Genomic DNA, 20,232 nt, shown 5'->3' with positions numbered 1-20,232 from the left:
TTTTGTGAGCTTTTGCCGGTGGTATGGAATGTAGAAAGACATCGGAAAGGGAGGTGCATGCCTTCCTTGGAGAAGGCAGTTTATTTTGGAATTTATCAATTTATTAGCAGTCGCGTTTTTAATTTTGTTAACGGGATTTTTTGTCGCCGTAGAATTTTCGATCGTAAAAGTCAGGCGATCCAGAATTGATCAGCTTGTCGCAAAGGGCAAAAAAGGCGCTAAAGCGGCAAAACATGTGGTCACACATCTTGACGAATATTTATCAGCCTGCCAGCTGGGCATCACGGTCGCAGCTTTAGGACTCGGCTGGCTGGGTGAACCGACTGTACAGACTCTGCTTCGTCCGCTCTTTCATAAGGCAGGTTTAAACGAGTCGCTTACCCATCTTCTTTCCCTTATTATCGCCTTTTTAGTGGTAACGTATTTAAATGTCGTCATCGGGGAACTGGCACCGAAGAGCTTCGCGATTCAAAAAGCAGAAAGCATTACGCTGATGCTCGCGAAACCATTAATCTGGTTTTATAAAATCATGTTTCCGTTCATTTGGCTCCTTAACCAGTCTGCCAGAATGATCACAGGACTTTTTGGGCTGAAGCCGGCATCAGAGCATGAACTGGCTTATACGGAGGAAGAGCTTAGAGTACTGTTGACCGAAAGCTATAAAAGCGGAGAAATCAGAAAAAGCGAATTAAAATATATGAATAATATCTTTACATTTGATAAACGAATGGCAAAGGAGATCATGGTCCCGCGAAACGAAATGGTCAGTTTGTCTATTGAGGATGACTCGATTCCAAGCATGCGGGAAACGGTTAAGCAGACCAAATATACCCGTTACCCGGTTGTAAAAGAAGATAAAGATAACGTCATCGGCGTGATCAATATGAAAGAAGTGCTGTTTTCATTGCTGACGAAAGATTTTTCTTTTCAGAAGCACAAAATTGAACCCTTCATACAGCCCGTCATTCATGTCATTGAGACCATTCCGATTTACAAATTACTCATCAAAATGCAAAAGGAACGCACTCATATGGCGATTCTTATTGATGAGTATGGCGGAACTTCAGGATTGATCACCGTCGAGGATATTATTGAAGAAATTGTAGGAGAAATACGTGATGAATTCGATGCAGATGAAGTGCCTCATGTTCGTGAGCTGGGAAAAGATCATTATTTATTAAATGCGAAGTTATTAATCAGTGACGTGAATAACCTGCTAGGAACTGATTTATCAGATGCTGAAGTCGATACGCTCGGAGGCTGGTTTCTCACACAAAACATAGACGCCGAGCCTGAAAGTGTCATTGAATATGACGGCTACTCATTCAAGGTAAAAGACATCGACAGTCACCATATTTTGTTTATCGAAGTAAAAAAAGCTGAATAGCCCTAGCACAGGCTGTTCAGCTGTTGCTTCTCTTCATTGTTGAACGTGCTTCAAAAAAATACATCCCTTAAGGGACATCTTAAGATTCTTCTATCTTAAATCCTTTGTTGGCTAAAGCTTTAGCAAGACTTTGCTCTGTTTTCACATTCGAAAAATCTAATCCGAGCTTCACAACAGTCTGGGCGATTTCAGGCCTGATTCCTGAAATAATCGTCTCAATGCCCAGCAGTTTGGTGCTGTCAATCACTTTAAAGATTTGATAGGCAACCATCGTATCGACGATGGGAACACCGGATATATCTAAAAATAAATATGAAAGCTTTAACGCCGAGCATTGGGCCAAAACGGATTCCAAAATGGTTCTCGCTCTGTACGTGTCAATTTCACCAACAAGGGGAAGAATCCCAATCTCTTTAGAAATCGGCATAATCGGTGCGCTCAATTCATTGATCATTTCTTTTTGCGCATTTAATTGGATCACCGTGACCTGATGATATTCTTCTGTAAATACCTCGATAATCTCATCAATCGTTTGATTCAAAATCTTGCTCCACTCAAATATCTCCTGGATGCCGATTTCTTGGGAAGAAGCGGCTTCGCTGAAGTCTTGAATCCATTGCCACATGATGTGCCTGAAAGCGTTAAACTGACTGACACTTTCCGTCACGGTCACTTCATGAACAGCACGGTCTCTGGCACATTGAAGTGACCATTGGTTAAGCTGATCCTTCACCTCTTCTTTTCTAATGGATTTTGCTACAATGGCTACCAATGATTCATGCTGCTCTTTTAATTTCCGTTCTAATTTTTGCTGATCTTTTGCAGAATACAGCAAACTTCCTTTTAACGTGCATGTTTCCAGCCATTGGAGTGTAATGTCTTCTTTGTGCTCTGTTAAATACTGATCTAGAGCTTTCATTTCAATCGGTTACCTCCTGTGATGTTTATCTTTCAAAAAGTGTATGATTGATATGTATAACTTGTCTCACGTTACACATACTATTTTTATATTCAATGGGCTATAGCCAAGCGGTAAGGCAATGGACTTTGACTCCGTGATCGTTGGTTCGAATCCAGCTAGCCCAGTTTCTGAACCGTGAAAAACCGAAGATAAGCTGATTCAAGCAAATCAGCGGATCTTCGGTTTTTCATCATGCAGATTGATGAACCGTTTTCTTCTTCGATAACTTTAACAGTTCTCCCGGATTGTATCCGATAACAAGCTTCCTGTTGTCCACGAGAATCGGACGGCGCAAAAGCTTCGGTTTCTCAATTAAAAGTTCCAGCACTTCGTTTACAGTCATATCTTCAATGTTTAAATTTAAATTTTTGAAGGTTTGGCTTCTTGTTGCTAAAATTTCGTCAATTCCTTCTGTCGTTAAAGATAAAATATACTTTAATTCATCCATCGTTGGAGTTTCTCTGAATAAGTGCCGTTCGTTAAATTCAATCTGGTGCGCTTTGAGCCAATGTTTTGTTTTTCGGCATGACGTGCAGCTTGGGTATGAGTAAAAAGTTAATTGTTCCATTATGTTTTTTCCTCCTCCAGTTAACCATCTCTTTGTAGAATAACTACCCGTATCAATTTTTCTTTAAACCATTTATTGAACTTTTTTTCGGGTTATTTCTAAAAAACCGTACATATAATAGAAAGCGCAATCAAAGGGTTAAATACCATTTTTCATATTAATAATGAAAATGTTTACATTTTTGTCCGTGATCTATTATAATAACAGTCAGAGGGACTCTCGGGAGGGGATAAAAAATGAATCGCATGTTCCGGGTGTTAGGATTTTGGACAGGAATATTTGCAGTCATGTTTTATTTAGGTGATATGAAAGATGCTTCCCTTTTATTTTTTGGACAGACGATCTTATTTGTGTTTCTATCGTATTTGAATTTAACAGAACGGATGTACATTTATATCTTTGGCGCTTATTTAACCATCTTCTTCGCCGGCTTCACATACTATTCCATTTTTATTATGGTACCAGGCGGCGGACATTAAAGGCAAAAAGAGACAAACCTCATCGGTTTGTCTCTTTTTCTATAATGAAAAACCATTTAAAAACGGATTTTGATCCTGCTCAGTCTGCACGTCAGTTTCTGGGCCATGTCCGCTTAACACCAATGTGTGCTCCGGCAGCGTAAGCAATTTTTCATGGATAGACGTCAGCAGCGTTTCTTGGTCGCCTCCATGTAAATCTGTACGGCCTATCCCGCCTTGAAACAGGACATCACCGGAAATCACCAGGTCGGCATCCTTCACGTAATATGAAACGCTTCCTGGGGAATGTCCCGGTGTAAATAGCGTCTCCAGATGGAAAGGCCCAATATTCAGCTCACCGTCCCCTTCAATCAAATGATCTGCCGGCTTAGCTGTCACTTCTATCCCTCTCAGCATTCCTGAGCCGTTTAATGAGGCATCTGTAAGCCAATTCTTTTCATTTTGATGCAGATAGACAGGAATATCCCATCTGTCTCTCACGTCATCCAGCGCCCCAATATGGTCAAAATGGGCGTGTGTCAGTAAAATGGCTAAAGGCGTTAATCCTTTTTCTTTTATGTATTGATTGATTTTATCTCCTTCGCCGCCCGGATCAAAAATCAGGCATTGATCATCACTGATTAAAAAATATGCATTCGCTTGAATCGGTCCTACAGGCATTCTTCTCCATTTCACTTTTCTCACCTCTTTCCTTTTTATGCTCCTATTATGAGGGTTTTTGAAAAAAGATTCAAACAATCGCTATGAAAACGCTATCGACAAACACACAGAAAACGGGTAGAATAAAAATGGAAAGAATTGCAGGTTTTTCAATGTAAAGGGGGCTGCGTAATGTTACTTGTCGTGATTTTCGGCCTTGTCGCTCTTTTCGCTTTATGGGGAGTCTTGCGTTCTGTGAAAAACAAAAATATACTTGGATTTTTATTAGCCGGAGCCACCTTGTGTGTGTTTGGCTGGTTTACAGTGATGACGGTGATAAACAGCGGTTATCCTACTGCACATTAAAACCTGTATCCAATGGGATACAGGTTTATTTTTTATTGCTGTAAATGTTTATTCACGCTTTCTATTTTACTTTCAAGCGTCGTTTTTTTGTCCCGTCTGTCATCGATGCGAATGTTGGTCGCCACTCTGTGAAGCCCTTTTTGGAACGGCGCTTCGTGAATCGCCTGAATCACAGTAAAAAGGTCGCTGAGTTCGCCTTCAATCAGTGTGTTCATTGGTGTCAGCTGATATTTGATTTTCCCTTCTGCCTTGTAGCCCTCTAAAATTTTCTGCACATCCGCCACGTAGGCGCTCACACTAGGTGTTTCTGTTCCGATTGGGATAATGGTTACATCTGCGATAGCCATTAATTATTCCATCTCCTTTTTATCAATGATGATTGGCTTCATTTCATGTGATATTAATGAAATTATGCGCTCAAAATGAAAACCGTACAACGCATATTTTCCATTCGGGGATATTTGAATCGGCTCCATTTCAGGCAAAGTAAGAATATCCTGCGCCTTTCCCGATTTCATATCGATCGCTGACAGCTTATATGCGTCCCCGCTTTCTTTAAACGTGTAAAACAGACCGCCAGCCTCATCAAAATCATACTCCATCGGAGCCAGACTTGTATATTTGGTTTGGAGCGGCCATTCTGCTGTAACTGCTTCACCATTCAATTGCGGTGATATAAATTTATACAAGCCGTTCTCTCCGGAATCTGCTTTGACGGTAAAGTTCATATTATGAAAAGAATCAAAGTAAAGGACATCCTCCTCCAGCTTTTTCTCCTTTTCAGAAGCAATATCATACGTATACAAAGGGCCTTCTTTATCGTTTCTTCCCTCTTTTAGATAGTCAAATGTGTCTTTTGAGGTCCAATGGACAAACGGTACCTGTATTCGACTTAACGCAGACTTGTCTTTTTTGGCATCCACATGATATGTATTGAAGTCCCAGTTTTCAGTGAATACCGTGACCATCATTTGATACGGATCATACTGATTCCATGCTGCCTCCAGCTCATACGTTTCGTATTCTTTCTGGTACAGCGTCTCCCCTTTTTGATTCAGCAAAACTACTGCTGTCTGTTGGCTATGCGTGATCTGCAGCAGAATCATCTGTTTCTTGGGATTGATTTGAACATCAACGATTTGACCATCCGTCTGATAGAGCTTTTTCGTTTTGCCATTAAAGATTTGATATGCAAGAAGCTCTGTTTTTGTCGGATCTGAGGCTGTATACAGAATGGTGTTGTTATTGAGCCAGCCTTCCGCTCCATCCGCTTTTCCTGCTGGCAGCGGTACAATCTCTTTTTCCTCACTTTTTGTCGTCGCTGCCTGTTTTTGCTGCTGATGAGATGGTTCGCATGCCGATAAACAAACTAGCAATGCTGACAGCAGAATCAAACAAACTGATCTCATCAGCCTCCCCCTCCGATCATATTTATTGTCCCATATTTGATACGGCACGAAAAAGAAAAAGTTTCAGTTATTCAGGAAAAAATAACGACCTCCATAAGATCCCGCTTGTCGCCTTGTAAATATGTGAAAACTGCTCAAACGGCAAGGGATTTCGGCCTTTTCCAAGTTCCACCGTATAACCTTCCTTAAAATAGTGATGAATAAACCAGTCGCGGAATCCCGCATAGCTGTCAATATCCTTGACTCCTTTATAAATGTTTCCGCTTATCGTCTCAAAATCCTTTATTACCGCAGCCGATTCTTCGGGCTCAAGGCCTTTATATCCCCAATAGATTTCTTCTCCTTGAGTGTGAAGGGCCACCAGCCTGTCAGGCGGATCCGCTGTTATCAGTTGCTGCATCGCAATGGATTCCGGCTCCGTGAGCGGAGAAGTTCCGGGAAAATCTCGGTAGCTGGGCGTTTTTGGTTTGCGGTATTTTTCAATTTCCCATAAAGACGGAAATTGTTTATTTAAATCAACTCCGTTAATATTTGCTTTCCATTCATTAAAATTCGGACGATGGCAGTTTAGTCTTTCAAGTTCATCTCTCCTGTCTCCCATGCCCGCTGATCCGTGTAAGACAAGATCAACGCCATCCGGATTCACAAGAGGAACAAGAGACAGAGAGGTTCGGCTGAACAGCTCCAAAGGAGTAAAACCAAAGAAATTCGTATTATGACATAAAGAAAGGCAATATTCCTTCAGCCACTTCAGCAATACAGACGTGGTAATCCACTCATTTGCATGAAACGATGCATTCATGTGAACTTTTTTGGAGGTATGCTCTCCCCCAACCACCAGCTCCCAGATCGGCCTGCCCAAAACGGAACGTCCGATTTCCCGGCATGAAACAAACGGAAACACATTGATTATTTTTTTTATTTCCTCCTCGACAGCAAGAAAGTCATAGATTTTTTCTTGCTGCAGCCAGTCATCAGCAGGCTGCAGCTGCAGCGGGTGTAAAAAGCGCTTTACTTCCTGAATGGATTGAAGCTCCTTATCGGTGCTTTCTTCAATCTTATAACCCGGACAGTACAATTGATGTTTCTGTGCTGTTTGATTGGCACTTCTAAGCAATGTCTCATCTATCTTCAGTTCTCTTGCCAATAAAGCCAAATTGTATTTGATCTCAGGTTTTATCGTAATAAACGCCATCATCATCCCCCTTTTTGTTACTATATGACGGCGTTTTTTAAAAAAGAAAGCCTCCCGCATTTTTTGATACGGGAGACTTTGTGATCATGAGGCCTGATCAAGAATTTGTTTTTCTTTTCTTTTTGACGAATTGTTCAGTCTTTCCTGATCATAAAATCGTAATAAATCTCCGTAAATGATTTCATCAGAAAGTGAAAGCTCCTGCTTCGCTTTATCTGCAAATGTTTCACATTGCTTTGCCTCTTTCAAAGGCTTTCCGGTCGCTTTGTCATAACATAGACCGTCAGTATACACGATCTGGTCTGTGATAAAGCTTCCGTCCCGCAGCACTGTAAAGTCCAGTTTATCGTCAGAAAGCAGATCGTTGCCGAATTGAATGAAGTTCTTTGTATCAATACCTAACAGATTCATCAGCGTCGGCCGGATATCGATTTGTCCTCCTACCTTATCAATCGTTTTCGGCTTCTTGTCTGTAATTCCAGGAATATGAACGACAAACGGCACTTTTTGGAGCTGCACTTCTTCAAATGGTGTAATTTCTTTCCCTAAAAACTGCCCCATCGCTTCATTATGGTTTTCCGATATCCCGTAATGGTCACCGTATAAAACAATAATGGAGTTATCATATAACCCGTCTTCCTTCAGCTTTTCGATAAATCGTTTCAGCGCCTCATCCTGATAGCGAACAGTTGGGAAATACTTGTTTAACGTTTGGCTGCTTGAATCATATTCCTCAATCAATTTGTCCTCTTCATCAAGGTCAAACGGAAAGTGGTTCGTGAGTGTGATCAGCCTGGAGTAAAACGGCTGAGGCAGGTTTTTCATCAGCTCTGAAGACTGTTCAAAAAATTCTTTATCCTTCAGCCCCCAGCCGACTGAATTATCGTCATTGACATCATACGATTCAATATCAAAAAATGAATCATACCCAAATGAATCGTACATTAAGTCGCGATTCCAAAAGCTTTTATTATTGGCATGGAGCACCGCTGAATAATATCCGTTATTTTTGAGAATCTCAGGGGCGGCCATGTATTGATTGCCCGCATTTGTAAAGAACACAGCGCCCCGTCCAAGCGGATAAAGTGAATTGTCAACGATAAATTCAGAATCAGAGGTTTTCCCCTGCCCGGTTTGGTGGTAAACATTACTAAAGTTATAGCTTTCTTTTATAAAATCATTCAAAAACGGGGTGATTTCTTTTCCGTTGACCTTTTCATTGATCACAAAGCTTTGTGTCGACTCTAGAGATACGAGTATGACGTTTCTGCCTTTTGCGGCGCCAAATAAGTTCTTATTGGCATCTTTCGCATTGGCTGTGACATAGTTTTCAATTTCTGTAAGACTGTTGCTGTCAGCCAGCGCTCTTTGTGCGGATTGCTTTGACTGAAGTACTCCGTCATAAATATGAAAATTAAACAGGCTGATATTTTTAACGAGCATTTCTCTGTCAAATGAGCGTGTCAATAGCTGCGGCCGTTCTGCCTCAGACAGACCTAAGTTGAAGAAATAAACGGAAGCCACAAACAAAAAATATGCCGCCCGTTCATTTTTCGTGGAGGGGATGTCTGATTGAAAGGCTTTTTGACGCATATGAAGCCATATTAAAATCACGATATCTACAGCCAATAGGAGGTCTGTCGGCTCAAGAAGCGTTCCGATGCTGCTTCCCAGATCACCCATATTGCTTGTTTGAAAAAGAACCGGAATCGTTAGGAAATCATTGTAAAAACGATAAAAAACCATATTCGCCAGCAAAACAAATGTGACAATACAACTCATGGCAATAATGTAACGATTTCTGTTTCTTCCCTTTAAAAACAGGCTGAAGCCAAAAATAAGCAGCAAAAAGCTCAATGGGTTGATAAACAGAATAAATTCCTGCGTAAGATTGTCAATTTTAATATGAAAACTGGTTTTGTAAACAACATACGTTTTCAGCCACATCATTAAAATGGCAATCAGCATAAATGAAATCATCGAAAAAAACGTTTTTCGCATTTCAACCTCCTATGCAAGCACGCTCAAAAAATCAGTCTATTCACAACATTCTCATTAACACATCAAATTAAATCTTAACCTGAACATAACAAAAAATCAATTTCATTTTCACAAATTTAACAATTTTGGTGTTTCAGCCATTCATTCTTAGCAATCCAAGCCCCTCCGATAACGCCCGCATCATTTCCAAGCGCCGCAATAGATATATCAGCCGCTTCCGCAGCGCGCGGAAAGGCACATACACGGAATGTTTTCTCGACTTTGGATCTCAGCAATTCTCCGGCTCTTGAAACGCCGCCGCCGAGAACAATTTTTGACGGATTAAGCGAGCTGGCCAGATTGCCAAGCACCAGGCCGAGATGCTTAGCTACATAATCGACAACTTCAAGAGCTAATTCATCATTTTCATTTGCTGCTTCAAATACATCTCGTGCCGTTAAATGATCAGATGCTTTTAATTGAGTCGGCTTTTTAGCTTTTGCAATTTTCTCTTTTGCAATTCTAACAATGCCAGTTGCTGACGCGATGGTTTCAATACAGCCTGTTTTACCGCAGTTGCACGGCGCCCCGCCTTCAGGGATGCTGCAAATATGGCCGATTTCTCCGCCAGCGCCATTTATTCCGTGCACAATCTCCCCATTCACAATAATACCGCCGCCAACTCCTGTGCCTAGCGTAACGAGAATGACGTCTTTTGCGCCATCACCCGCACCCTTCCACATTTCTCCGAGCGCGGCAATATTCGCATCATTTTCTATAACCGCAGGGATGCCTGTTTCCGTTTCCAGATGATTTTTTAAAGCATAGTTTTTCCAGCCCAGATTTACCGTTTCATAAACGACCCCAGTTGCCATATCTACTGGCCCCGGTGCGCCCATTCCTATATATTTGACGATGTGCTTCTGTTTATGAAGCTCATCCAGCTTGCTGTCAATCGCTTTTGCTATTGTCACGGTAATGGTGTCACCGGACTTATCGGTCGGCACTTCCCATTTATGCTGAATCTCTCCATATTGATTAATAAATGCGAGTTTTATCGTCGTTCCTCCAAGATCGATTCCCGCAAACCATATCTCGTCCATTTTTATCACCTTAACCTTTACGTAAATCTCTTCCGTTTTTTTGTCTGTTCCAGCTCTTTATGAAGGACAGCTGCCGCTTTAGCCCACTGCTCCTTCTCAATCATATGATTTATATATAGTTCCTTTAATTCATCAAGCATAAACTCAATTTCAAGCTCTCTGTCACCAAAGTAAACAATGTGTCCAAATGTTTTTAACAGCTGCTGTACATCATAAAATGTATTCATATTCCTCACCATTCTTGATCTTAACTATAAATAGCGTAGTCATAAAGAACCGGCCAGTCAAGAAGAAAACGCTGACAAAAATACCCGGGATTCATTCCTTGGCAAATTCAACGTTTTCTCATCCAGTCATTTATTCTTTATAATTTTCAATTTGCTGCTGCAGTTCTATGTAACGCTTCTCCTTCGGCTTCAGCTTTACAGCGGTCCTGATTGCCTCGTCAGCTTGACCAAGTTTATTTTTTTCCGCATACAGCAATGCCAAATTGTAATAGGACGCATGGTCTTTAGGCTCTTTTTGCACTGCTCTTTCCAAAAGAGAAATCGCCTGATCATATTCGCCGATTTGAATATCAGAAACGGCCAGGACTTTCAGAAGATCAGCTGAAGCGTCTTTCTGCTCTGCTTCACCGTTCAGCAATTCGGTTACTTCTTTATATTTTCCTTCCTGGTAAAGCTCATTTGCCTGCCGGATCAGCGCTGTCTCCTGATGGGACGGTGAATGCAATCCGTAATAGAGAAACCCGCCGGCCAAGGCAGCCAACAGAATCGCTGACACCATTTTTTTGCCCCAGTCTTTTGCTTTTGGCAAACCAAGTGCTGCCGCAGCAAGAAAACCGCCGGCCAAGCCGCCAATATGCCCGGAATTATCAATATTTGAGACCGCAAAGCCAAAACCCAGGTTTATCAGGATAATAACAATAATATTTGTGCCTATCGTTTTTAGAAACATTTTTCGGTTTGACACAGCTACATACAGCAATGCGCCTAAGCATCCGAATATGGCGCCTGAAGCACCGGCTGAAGGATACGGACTGAACACGAAGCTGGCGATCGATCCCGTGATACCCGCCGCCAAATAAATCTGCAAAAATCTGCCTGATCCATACATGCGCTCAACAGCGGTTCCAACCGACCATAAAGCCAGCGTGTTAAAGGCTAAATGCGCAAGGCCGATATGAAGCACAATCGGCGTCAGCAGGCGCCACCATTCTCCGGCTGCAATCAGGCCGTTTTCCTTAGCGCCGAAAGCAACAAGCGTCTCCGTATTGGTGCTGCCTCCGTTTATTTCGAGCAGGAAAAACATCACGAGCTGCAGCGCGATGAACAAATATGTAAAGATCGGTTTTCCATTCTGGAAAAACGCCGCTTCTTTTTTTCGCTGTTCTTCTTGTTTCTGCACTAGTGAAAAAAAGTGTTCTTTCGCCATTTGGACGTGTTCCAATGAGTCTCGGTCTTCCGTCCATTCAACAGCATCAAGTGAGGGAAAAACTGCCTGCAGATCTTCATGAAGCGAAGTGCCAGTCACAAGTGCCGTTTCAACGGATACCTGTCCCTTTTCAAAAGGCTTTTCAGCGATTTCCTCCCAGTCATCGACAGGGGCTTCCGCTGAAATCAGCACATTCAGCAGCATCAAATGCCGCTTGCCGATAGACTTCCTGACATGCTCTACTCGCTCCGCCTGCACTTCTATGTCCCTTGCAATTTCTTGGCGAAAATCAATATTCTGTTTAAAGAGGCGAATCAGATCATGAGAGGATTTATCCGGTGCTTCCAGCCATATTTCATCAGATTCACCGGATTGTATGACGCCATATCCTCTTCTTACTAAATGCGCCGCGACCTTCCAATATGTATACTCCAACAAATACATGTTTACCGCTCCAATGGTTTTTTTTCATTATAACAGCTGGTGCTCTTGACGCCTACTAAAAGCAAAAAATCCCATGAAAACGGGATTTTTAAAAAGCTTGCTGTATAAACTTATTGCGGATAAACGGGATTCTTAAAAAAAGATGAATAAAGGACCGCCTGATCCCGGGCTGGCTGAGCACGGTATTCATGAGACGGTAACGGTTTTGGTAAAACATCACGGCAGAAACAGCACAAATGGCATAGATCATAAATTTCTTCATTATATCCCTCCTGCCATTAGGATTTGTTATTCTTTCTTATTTATTCTTGACGGAGGGACGAGAAAGCTATGAAAAGCAAGAAATGATTCGATCCTCAGTAACCAGCATTTGAACCGGGATATCATGTGACAGATGCGGCACGTGATCATACAGCTGGCATTCTAAAAGCAAAGAAACTGTGTTCCCTTTATAATCACTTAAATAACGATCATAATAACCGCCGCCAAAGCCAATCCTATAGCCGTTGGCATCGAAACATACGCCAGGCACGATCATCAAATCAATCTGTGATTGGATCACTTCATTCGTTTTCTCAATCATCGGCTCCTGAAGTCCGGCGTAAACCGTTTCAAGCTGATCATCCGCTTGGAATGTGCGGAACTGCATTCTTTTCGTGTCGGGATCACACTTTGGAATACAAACTTCTTTCCCTTCGCCCCAGGCTTTTTCGATGATCGGCCGTGTCGGTACCTCCAGCCCTCTTGAAATGGTGACGGCTATGGTGCAGGCATTTTGCCACTCTTGGAGTGAAAATAAATGCTTGTTGATACGCGCAGTTTTCTTAGACAGTTCTTCACTCGATATCGCTGATAACGTTTCTATTGTTTCTTTTCTTAATTGTGATTTCATTTCCATCCCCCTCGGAATAGAAAAAAGCCAGAACCTTTTTCAAAGCTCTGGCTTTTTTCTTACACCTCAAACAGCTACGCTGTTATTTTGTTTCACGGTGTAACGTAGATTTTTTATCACGTGGGCAATATTTTTTAAATTCAACGCGGTCTGGATTGTTGCGTTTGTTCTTTTTAGAAATATAGTTACGCTCACCACATTCTGTGCAAGCCAAAGTAATATTAACGCGCATTGTTTTCCCTCCAAACTAAATATCATTTACTTATTCAGACTTATATATAATACCACTATAATGCACGGAATGCTAGGATGTTTTTCAATGAAATGATGATTTATTGGATAGACGCTGATAAAGCTGCAAATATGATGCTGTGATGATCCGTGGATGATGCAGTTTCATCACTTGTTCTCTGCCCGCTTCTTTTATCCGGCGGGCCTTTTCTTCATCTATTAATATGTTGTGAAGCCTATCGGCTGCCTCCCGTTCTTGCGAAAAATCAGCAGCAATTGCAGTTTTGTCATGAACGGCAAAGTCACAAAAACCGCCTGACTGTGAAACAGCTGTCAGCACGCCTTGTTCCATGCTTTCTTGTGCAGCGAGCCCAAAGGGTTCATAAAAGCTTGGGAAAACAGCCATTTCACATTGAGACAGTAACGTCACGATCTCTCTTCTATTTAAAAAAGGATAAAACATTACACTTTCCTTTATGCTCAATTGCTCAGCCAGTTTCTTATAGGCAGCCAGAAACGGCCCTTGTCCAGCTAGCACCAACTGAAGGTCAGGCCGGCATTTGTTCAGAATAGAAAATACCTTCAACAGCTGTGAAAACCCTTTTTCCGGTACAAACCTTCCAAACGAAAACAAGTATCTTTTATGAATGATCCTTTCAGCTAGGCCGCTTTTTGCCTGCAGAGACAGAGGGCTTGGGATGACGGTTATTTTTTCACGAAACGGATACGCCTTATTCATCGATCTCTTCATAAAACTGCTTAACACAATCAGTTCGTCGGAAATGTCGAGGAGGAGCCTCTCCGTCAGCAGCCTGTACGGATGAGGTGTTTCTTTGCATGCACGCTTCCTTCTGCTTTCAAGCCCGTGGATCGTTGCAGCAAGCGGAATGCCAAGCTGCTTTTTCAAATAATGAGCGGCAGGGGCCGTCATATCATCATGGGCATGAATCAGATCAAAGCGTTCATTGCATGACAACACTTGTTGAACCATTCTAACATTGACATCAGCTATAAAGTCTTCAACATTCGCATAGGAACATAGCTTACCGCTTGGAACGCATATCGTTATTTTGATATGCGGATTTAAATAGGAAATAAGACGACTCAAATGAACGCCAAGCCCGCTTTTCGGTTTATTAGGATGCTCGAATGAAAGCATAAGGATGTTCATTTCCCTCTTCCCTCACTGCAATAGCAGGTATAAGCAGAAAATTGCTCCTCCCACCTGGTATGTATTTCTGCATTGCAGAAACTGTTTATGTCGCTGACACCGTTTTCTGCAAGAAAGATGTCCTCTGTTTCAGCTAGTTTGAGAGAAACATTTATCGAATTCAGTATTCTGCATTCAGCGCGATATAAAGCATTACCAGGCACCTGAACAATGCTCCATTTCCCTTTATCCCGTTTTATGCGTTTCGTCCTGACAGCTTCTATACCGTTTCTTTTCACGAAAATACGGATTTCTTTTATCATGTCCGGCGTTTTTTCGAAAAGCACGGTTTCCGCCAGTTTCATCGTCTCAACTGAAAGATTCCATCGGACTGTCAATGTGTGAGAGTTTTGGATGTTCATGTCGAATATGTCCCTAAAAAAAGGAATCCCGCTTCGAATGTTATGGGGAAATGAGTGTTTGTCCATAGGCTTCTCACATTCTCCTTTCCTTCCATTGGCTCGGTGATCCTATTAAACCATTACCCATAAAGGAAGAAAAGAAAGATTTCTCGACAAAAACTCGTTTTTTTCGCGAATTCCTTTAGAATCCACTTGTTTTATGGTATAAAAAAGAAGGATAAAAAAAGAATAGAAGGTGATGAAACGTGGAAATTGCTATTATTGCGTTGTTTATCGTCAGTATAGCGCTAATTGCATTCTCATATTCTCAACGAGATCCGATGAAAGATGTCGAGCAGGAGCTTGAAACATTGCAGCTTTCTGCTATGCAGGAAATTTATAAGCTCAAAAAGAAAATGACAGTGCTTGAGGAAGAATTACTTGAAACAAACCTTGTGATCCGCAAAGCAAAGAACAGCGGCATCAATCAAAAGATCGCCAAACAAATACTTTCTAAATATAATAACGGCATGTCAGCTGAAGCAATTGCTAAAGCTGAGCATGTATCAGTAGAAGACGTGAATACGATTATAAAAGATAATGAGAAGGTGCTCGTATGACAAAACGAGGCATTCAGGCATTTGCCGGCGGTATCATATTAGCGACAGCCGTTCTCGCAAGTGTTTTTTATCTGACAGATGAAGATCAAGCCGCTGCTGTAAAAGAACAAAAAACAGTAACCGAGCAGGACGTGAACAATTATCTCGATTCTAAAAAAATGGTTTCTGTTAACCGTGATGAATATCAAAAGCTTCTCGACTCAAAAGAGAAATCTCTGAGCGATGACAGCAGCTCAGACTCGAAAAACAAAGTAAAAACGTACAAGCTCATCATTAAAGACGGCATGAGCACCGCAGATGTATCAGCTATTCTTGAAAAAGAAGGCATTATTTCTTCAGCTAAGGACTTTAATGACTACGTGATCGACGCTGGGTATCACAAGGAGATCCGTGCCGGAGAATTTAAAGTAAAATCAGATATGAGCTTCAAAAAGATCGTTAAAACATTAACACGATAAAAAAACAGGCTATGTAACAGCCTGTTTTTTTTATCCGAATTTCCCTGTAATATAATCGAGTGTTCTTTGATCTCTCGGCTGAGAGAACATTTTATTTGTATTATCGCATTCAACAAGCTCACCCATGTAGAAAAATGCAGTTTGATCAGAAACCCTCGCTGCCTGCTGCATGTTGTGCGTCACGATAACGATGGTGTATTTATTTTTCAGCTGAAGAATGAGCTCTTCAATTTTTCTCGTCGAAATTGGATCTAGCGCAGATGTCGGCTCATCCATCAGCAAAATATCAGGATTTGTCGCAAGAGCTCTGGCGATACAGAGACGCTGCTGCTGGCCGCCTGATAATGAGAGTGCAGATGAATGCAAACGATCCTTCACCTCATCCCACAGCGCCACGTCTTTTAATGACTTTTCTACAATGTCTTGCAGCTTCTTTTTATTTTTGATGCCGTGAACTCTCGGTCCGTAAGCGACATTATCAAAAATTGATTGCGGAAACGGGTTTCCTTTCTGAAATACCATGCCGATATTTTTGCGTAAATCTACGATATCCACTTTATCCTTTAAAATGTTGCTGCCATTATAGTTCAGCTCACCCGCAAGCTTTACATTCGGCGTCATCTGAATCATTAAATTCAATGTTTTAATAAATGTCGATTTGCCGCATCCTGACGGCCCGATAATCGCCGTGACTTCGTTTTGATTAATATTCAAATTGATATTTTTCAAGGCATGGTTTTCCCCATACCATAAATTCATTCCGTTGACTTGATATACTTCCTGTTTCTTTACAGCTTCGGTAGCAATACTCATTGCCAGCCTCCTATCCGAATTTCCCGTTAATGTAATCCTCTGTTTTTTGCTGCTTCGGACTTGTGAAAATTTGTTCGGTCTGTCCGTATTCAACGATCTCGCCGTTTAAAAAGAAAGCCGTCCGGTCAGACACCCGCAGAGCCTGCTGCATATTGTGAGTGACAATAATAATTGAGTATTCGCTTTTCAATTCCGTAATCAATTCTTCTATTTTCGCATTCGAAATCGGATCTAGCGCTGAAGCAGGTTCATCAAGAAGAAGAACGGCCGGCTTCATCGCGAGTGTTCTGGCAATACATAAACGCTGCTGCTGACCGCCTGATAACGAGAGTGCAGATGAATGCAAACGGTCCTTTACTTCATCCCAGAGCGCCGCTTTTGTTAAGCTTTCTTCCACGATGTCGTCGAGCACTGATTTGTTCCGCTCTCCGGCATATTTTAATGCATGCGTGATATTATGGTAGATCGATTTTGGAAATGGATTCGGCTTTTGGAAGACCATGCCGATTTCTCTTCTTAAGCTGACAACGTTAATATTGCTTCCCAGTATATTTAATCCTTCATACAAAATTTCACCTTCGCTTCTTGCAGAAGGAATTAAGTCATTCATGCGGTTAATATTTCTAAGAAAAGTAGATTTGCCGCATCCTGACGGCCCGATCAAAGCGGTCACCGCATTTTTTTCAATCTCCATATTCACGTGACGAACGGCCTGTTTGTTTCCGTAGAAAATAGATAGATCCTTCATTTCGAGCACATGGTGCTGCTGAGGAATTATAACCGCACTCTCAGGCTTTTCTTTTACCATTTGTTCAGACATTGTTTTCGCCTCTTTCCGGTCTAATTTGCCGTAAGCTTTTTATAGATTATTGTTCCAAGCCATCTCGCCGCGAGATTGAAGACAAGGACTGAAATCACCAGCACTGCAGAACCTCCGTTGGCAATCGCTTCAGCATCCGGAATCATCCCTTGCGTATTTACGTTCCAAATGTGGACCGCAAGTGTTTCAGCGGGTCTGAAAATATTAAGCGGCGATGTTTCAGAAAACGGATTCCACTCTGCAAAATTGAGGCGCGGCGTTGTAAGCCCTGCTGTAAATAATAAAGCCGCCGCTTCCCCGAACACCCTTCCTGACGCTAAAATGGCACCTGTGATGATGGAAGGGATCGCACTTGGTATTAAAACGGTTTTTACGGTATGCCAGCGAGAAACACCTAAAGCGAGCGATGCTTCCTTCAAATCTTTAGGGACTGAACGGACCGCGTCTTCTGTCACACGCACCATAACAGGAAGATTAAAGACCGTTAATGCCAGTGCCCCGCCTATGATCGTATATCCCCAGCCTGTCAGGTTAACAAACATCAGTAAGCCGAACATCCCAATGACAATTGATGGAAGAGATGAAAGGACCTCAATACACGTTCTGATAAAATCTGTCACTTTGTTGTTAGGCGCGTATTCCGCCATGAACACTCCGCCACCCACTCCGAGCGGGATGGTAATCAGCATCGTGATAAACAGAATATAAAAGGAGTTAAACAGCTGGTCTCGTATCCCGCCTCCTGCGGCAATGGCGCTTGATTTTGTCGTAATAAAATCAAAGCTGAGCTGAGAAACACCGTTAATAATAATATAGGAAAACAGACCGACTAGAATCGCGGCGATAATGGCTGCGCATAAACCGAACATTCCAGTCGCCAGTTTATCTGTTAATTTGCGGTTCATTACACTTTCCTCCTAGATGACAAGTAGCGAATAAGCAGGATGAATAAGAATGACATCACCAGCAGAACAAGTCCCATTGACCACAGCGTATTATTTTCAACGCTTCCGTATGTGGTATGGCCCATATTCAGCGTAATAATGGTTGTCAATGTTCCTGCGGTGTCAAACAGACTTTCAGGCAATACTCTTGTATTTCCAATGACCATTTGGACAGCCAGAGCCTCACCAAACGCACGCGCCATACCTAGGACAACGGCAGTCATTAATGTCGGAAAAGCTGCAGGAATGAGCACTTTTCTAATGGTCTGCCATCTTGTCGCACCGAGAGCGTAAGAACCTTCTCTTAAGCTTTTCGGAAGTGATGCCATCGCATCAGCTGAGATAGATGTAATCGTCGGCAGAATCATAATAGAAAGCACAATCGTTCCCGCCAATAAACTGTGTCCTGTTCCGCTCGTTTTGAACTGAGCAATAAAAGGCACCAATACTGTAAGACCTATGAATCCATAAACAACAGATGGGATGCCGACCAATAATTCGATCACCGGCTGCAGCACTTTCTTCCCCCAATTCGGCGCAATTTCTGTCATAAAGATCGCACCTGCTATGCCGAGCGGCGCAGCAATGAGAGCGGAGAGAATCGTTACTGCAAATGAGCCAAAGATAAAAGGCAGCACTCCGTATTTCGGATCAGAATCTGTTGGGTTCCAATTCAGACTCGTTAAGAATTCAATTGGGCTTACACCATTTACAAGAAAAGACTGCAGCCCCTTAATGCCGAGGAAAATGGTGATCGCCACAGATGCCGCTATCATTATAAGGGCGCAGGCTGTCACGATCATTCTTCCCCGAACTTCATCCAATTGCCTATTTTGCCTTGAGCTGATTAAACGTTCGCTCACAGACATATTTTCTCTATTGTTTATCATTGTTTTACACTCCTATGAATGTGTTAAGAGGAGAAACGGAAGTCTCCGCACTCCTCTTTTTATTTAGATCAGCTTTGCTTCCCTTTGGCATCACGAGTCACTTTCATATCAGTCACCGGAATGTACCCTTGGTCAGTTACAATGCTTTTTTGAATGTCTTCACTCTTTAGATAATCAAGAAATTCTTTCGCTAGATCTTTCGCTTCGCCTTTTGTATAAGAATGCTGATAAGCCCAGATTGGATATTCTCCAGTTGTAACGTTTTTCGCTTCAGGCTTCACACCGTCAATAGATAAAGCTGTTACTTTGTCATCTGTTAAATATGAGAATGCAAGATATCCAATCGCTCCCGGAGTATCAGCAATGATTTTTTTCACAGTGTTGGAAGAATCCTCAGTAATGCCTTCTGCCGGTTCTTCTCCGTCAAGCGCATATTTTACAAATGTAGCACGTGTACCTGAAGAATCAGGACGGTTTACAAGCGTAATTTTTTGATCCTTTCCGCCAAGCTCTTTCCAGTTTTTGATTTTGCCAGTGAAGATTTTTTTCAATTCATCTTTTGAGATATCTTTTACACCTGTATCAGGGTTTACAGCCGCTGCCATACCGACTACTGCAACTTGATGGTCTACAAGCGCTTTTGCGTCGATACCTTCTTTTTCTTCAGCGAAAACATCTGAATTTCCGATTTGAACAGCCCCTTCAGAGACTTGAGAAAGCCCTGTTCCAGACCCCCCTGCTTGTACCTGTATATCAGCATCAGGGTTTTCTTCCATAAATTTTTCTGCAGCTGCAAGTACTAATGGCTGCATGGCCGATGAACCAGAAATGGTTAAAGAACCTGATGCCTTTTCTTCTCCTTTTGCAGAGCCGCTATTTGTTTTTTCACTTTCTCCTGCGTTTCCGCATGCAGCTGCAATCATCATAAAAGCAGCCATCAGAAGCATAAGCACCAATTTGTTTTTTTTCATTTCCTGAATTCCCCCTGCGTATAATGTGTAATTTGTCCTACACGTATAGAGTAAAGGTTCTATGTAAAATAGGTTTA

Annotated in this window: 23 protein-coding genes, 1 tRNA gene and 2 pseudogenes; 6 read left to right on the top strand and 20 right to left on the bottom strand. The window is 42.0% G+C overall.

From position 1 onward, the window contains the following. The first annotated feature begins 57 nt into the window (after positions 1-57). A pseudogene (locus tag UJ203_RS03095) lies at positions 58-1,387 on the top strand (hemolysin family protein). Positions 1,388-1,466: 79 nt separating this feature from the next. Here UJ203_RS03095 and UJ203_RS03090 read toward each other — a convergent pair. Next, positions 1,467-2,306 (bottom strand): STAS domain-containing protein, encoded by an 840-nt coding sequence (locus tag UJ203_RS03090; RefSeq protein WP_044154573.1) that lies wholly within the window; start codon positions 2,304-2,306, stop codon positions 1,467-1,469. Between the two features lie 96 nt (positions 2,307-2,402). Here UJ203_RS03090 and UJ203_RS03085 point away from each other — a divergent pair. Then, positions 2,403-2,473: transfer RNA gene (locus tag UJ203_RS03085), tRNA-Gln, on the top strand. Between the two features lie 65 nt (positions 2,474-2,538). Here UJ203_RS03085 and mgsR read toward each other — a convergent pair. Continuing rightward, positions 2,539-2,919 carry a transcriptional regulator MgsR gene (gene mgsR, locus UJ203_RS03080; protein WP_026014741.1) on the bottom strand — a complete coding sequence of 127 codons (381 nt, stop codon included), beginning with the start codon at positions 2,917-2,919 and terminating at the stop codon, positions 2,539-2,541. Positions 2,920-3,152: 233 nt separating this feature from the next. Here mgsR and UJ203_RS03075 point away from each other — a divergent pair, with 233 nt between their 5' ends. After that, positions 3,153-3,395 carry a DUF2626 domain-containing protein gene (locus UJ203_RS03075; RefSeq protein ID WP_322008579.1) on the top strand — a complete coding sequence of 81 codons (243 nt, stop codon included), beginning with the start codon at positions 3,153-3,155 and terminating at the stop codon, positions 3,393-3,395. A 39-nt stretch (positions 3,396-3,434) separates the two neighbouring features. On the opposite strand, the gene UJ203_RS03070 is transcribed toward UJ203_RS03075, so the two are convergent. Beyond that, positions 3,435-4,070, bottom strand: coding sequence for an MBL fold metallo-hydrolase (locus UJ203_RS03070; RefSeq protein ID WP_024122052.1), 636 nt, complete (start codon positions 4,068-4,070; stop codon positions 3,435-3,437). A gap of 156 nt (positions 4,071-4,226) precedes the next feature. On the opposite strand from UJ203_RS03070, the gene UJ203_RS03065 reads away from it, so the two are divergent. Then, complete coding sequence (locus UJ203_RS03065) at positions 4,227-4,400, top strand: DUF2759 domain-containing protein (RefSeq protein ID WP_010334935.1); 174 nt, start codon at positions 4,227-4,229, stop codon at positions 4,398-4,400. A 32-nt stretch (positions 4,401-4,432) separates the two neighbouring features. On the opposite strand, the gene UJ203_RS03060 is transcribed toward UJ203_RS03065, so the two are convergent. The 12 genes and pseudogenes from UJ203_RS03060 to UJ203_RS03005 all read right to left on the bottom strand — a co-directional run bounded on the left by UJ203_RS03060 (position 4,433) and on the right by UJ203_RS03005 (position 14,726). Further along, the gene (locus UJ203_RS03060) at positions 4,433-4,747 is read right to left on the bottom strand and encodes an MTH1187 family thiamine-binding protein (RefSeq protein WP_010334936.1); all 315 of its coding nucleotides are present in this window, start codon (positions 4,745-4,747) and stop codon (positions 4,433-4,435) included. Positions 4,748-4,750: 3 nt separating this feature from the next. Beyond that, a complete protein-coding gene (locus tag UJ203_RS03055; RefSeq protein WP_322008578.1) occupies positions 4,751-5,809 on the bottom strand; it encodes a hypothetical protein in 1,059 nt (352 codons plus the stop codon). 67 nt (positions 5,810-5,876) lie between these two features. Beyond that, entirely contained in the window at positions 5,877-7,007 is a 1,131-nt protein-coding gene (locus UJ203_RS03050; protein WP_322009451.1) for a M14 family metallocarboxypeptidase, read from the bottom strand. Between the two features lie 81 nt (positions 7,008-7,088). Beyond that, positions 7,089-9,005 (bottom strand): LTA synthase family protein, encoded by a 1,917-nt coding sequence (locus UJ203_RS03045; protein WP_322008577.1) that lies wholly within the window; start codon positions 9,003-9,005, stop codon positions 7,089-7,091. 116 nt (positions 9,006-9,121) lie between these two features. After that, positions 9,122-10,087, bottom strand: a complete 966-nt coding sequence (glcK, locus tag UJ203_RS03040) for a glucose kinase GlcK (RefSeq protein WP_322008576.1) — start codon at positions 10,085-10,087, stop codon at positions 9,122-9,124. A 10-nt stretch (positions 10,088-10,097) separates the two neighbouring features. Further along, positions 10,098-10,314: pseudogene (locus UJ203_RS03035) on the bottom strand (YqgQ family protein). Positions 10,315-10,444: 130 nt separating this feature from the next. Further along, complete coding sequence (gene yqgP / locus UJ203_RS03030; protein WP_322008575.1) at positions 10,445-11,965, bottom strand: rhomboid protease YqgP; 1,521 nt, start codon at positions 11,963-11,965, stop codon at positions 10,445-10,447. Between the two features lie 88 nt (positions 11,966-12,053). Continuing rightward, positions 12,054-12,227, bottom strand: coding sequence for a hypothetical protein (locus UJ203_RS03025; protein ID WP_024122059.1), 174 nt, complete (start codon positions 12,225-12,227; stop codon positions 12,054-12,056). Positions 12,228-12,293: 66 nt separating this feature from the next. Then, positions 12,294-12,857, bottom strand: coding sequence for a 5-formyltetrahydrofolate cyclo-ligase (locus tag UJ203_RS03020; RefSeq protein ID WP_248338887.1), 564 nt, complete (start codon positions 12,855-12,857; stop codon positions 12,294-12,296). An 82-nt stretch (positions 12,858-12,939) separates the two neighbouring features. Continuing rightward, the gene (gene rpmG, locus UJ203_RS03015; protein WP_003153056.1) at positions 12,940-13,089 is read right to left on the bottom strand and encodes a 50S ribosomal protein L33; all 150 of its coding nucleotides are present in this window, start codon (positions 13,087-13,089) and stop codon (positions 12,940-12,942) included. Positions 13,090-13,173: 84 nt separating this feature from the next. Beyond that, on the bottom strand, positions 13,174-14,259 hold the full coding sequence (locus UJ203_RS03010; protein ID WP_322008574.1) for a glycosyltransferase family 4 protein: 1,086 nt from the start codon (positions 14,257-14,259) through the stop codon (positions 13,174-13,176). Then, entirely contained in the window at positions 14,256-14,726 is a 471-nt protein-coding gene (locus UJ203_RS03005; RefSeq protein ID WP_322008573.1) for a hypothetical protein, read from the bottom strand. Before UJ203_RS03005 ends, UJ203_RS03010 begins: the two co-directional genes overlap by 4 nt. Before the next feature lie 179 nt (positions 14,727-14,905). Here UJ203_RS03005 and UJ203_RS03000 point away from each other — a divergent pair, with 179 nt between their 5' ends. Next, positions 14,906-15,259, top strand: coding sequence for a hypothetical protein (locus tag UJ203_RS03000; protein ID WP_010334943.1), 354 nt, complete (start codon positions 14,906-14,908; stop codon positions 15,257-15,259). Then, positions 15,256-15,717, top strand: a complete 462-nt coding sequence (locus UJ203_RS02995) for an endolytic transglycosylase MltG (protein ID WP_024122063.1) — start codon at positions 15,256-15,258, stop codon at positions 15,715-15,717. The genes UJ203_RS03000 and UJ203_RS02995 overlap by 4 nt, the downstream gene beginning before the upstream one ends. 30 nt (positions 15,718-15,747) lie before the next feature. Here UJ203_RS02995 and pstB (UJ203_RS02990) read toward each other — a convergent pair whose 3' ends face one another. From pstB (UJ203_RS02990) to UJ203_RS02970, 5 genes are all read right to left on the bottom strand, one after another. Further along, the gene (gene pstB / locus UJ203_RS02990) at positions 15,748-16,530 is read right to left on the bottom strand and encodes a phosphate ABC transporter ATP-binding protein PstB (protein ID WP_198098341.1); all 783 of its coding nucleotides are present in this window, start codon (positions 16,528-16,530) and stop codon (positions 15,748-15,750) included. Positions 16,531-16,540: 10 nt separating this feature from the next. Beyond that, positions 16,541-17,350, bottom strand: coding sequence for a phosphate ABC transporter ATP-binding protein PstB (gene pstB / locus UJ203_RS02985; protein ID WP_322008572.1), 810 nt, complete (start codon positions 17,348-17,350; stop codon positions 16,541-16,543). A gap of 20 nt (positions 17,351-17,370) precedes the next feature. Further along, a complete protein-coding gene (pstA, locus tag UJ203_RS02980; RefSeq protein WP_024122066.1) occupies positions 17,371-18,255 on the bottom strand; it encodes a phosphate ABC transporter permease PstA in 885 nt (294 codons plus the stop codon). Continuing rightward, positions 18,255-19,184: a phosphate ABC transporter permease subunit PstC gene (gene pstC, locus UJ203_RS02975; protein WP_024122067.1), complete on the bottom strand. Its 930-nt coding sequence runs from the start codon at positions 19,182-19,184 to the stop codon at positions 18,255-18,257. The genes pstA and pstC overlap by 1 nt, the downstream gene beginning before the upstream one ends. A 68-nt stretch (positions 19,185-19,252) precedes the next feature. Further along, positions 19,253-20,155 (bottom strand): phosphate ABC transporter substrate-binding protein, encoded by a 903-nt coding sequence (locus UJ203_RS02970; RefSeq protein ID WP_024122068.1) that lies wholly within the window; start codon positions 20,153-20,155, stop codon positions 19,253-19,255. Positions 20,156-20,232: the final 77 nt, after the last annotated feature.

The organism is Bacillus sp. V26, from assembly GCF_034296245.1.
GTDB lineage: Bacteria > Bacillota > Bacilli > Bacillales > Bacillaceae > Bacillus > Bacillus halotolerans.
The sequence above is the reverse complement of the archived record's forward strand: the minus strand, read 5'-3'. Positions and strand labels throughout refer to the sequence as shown.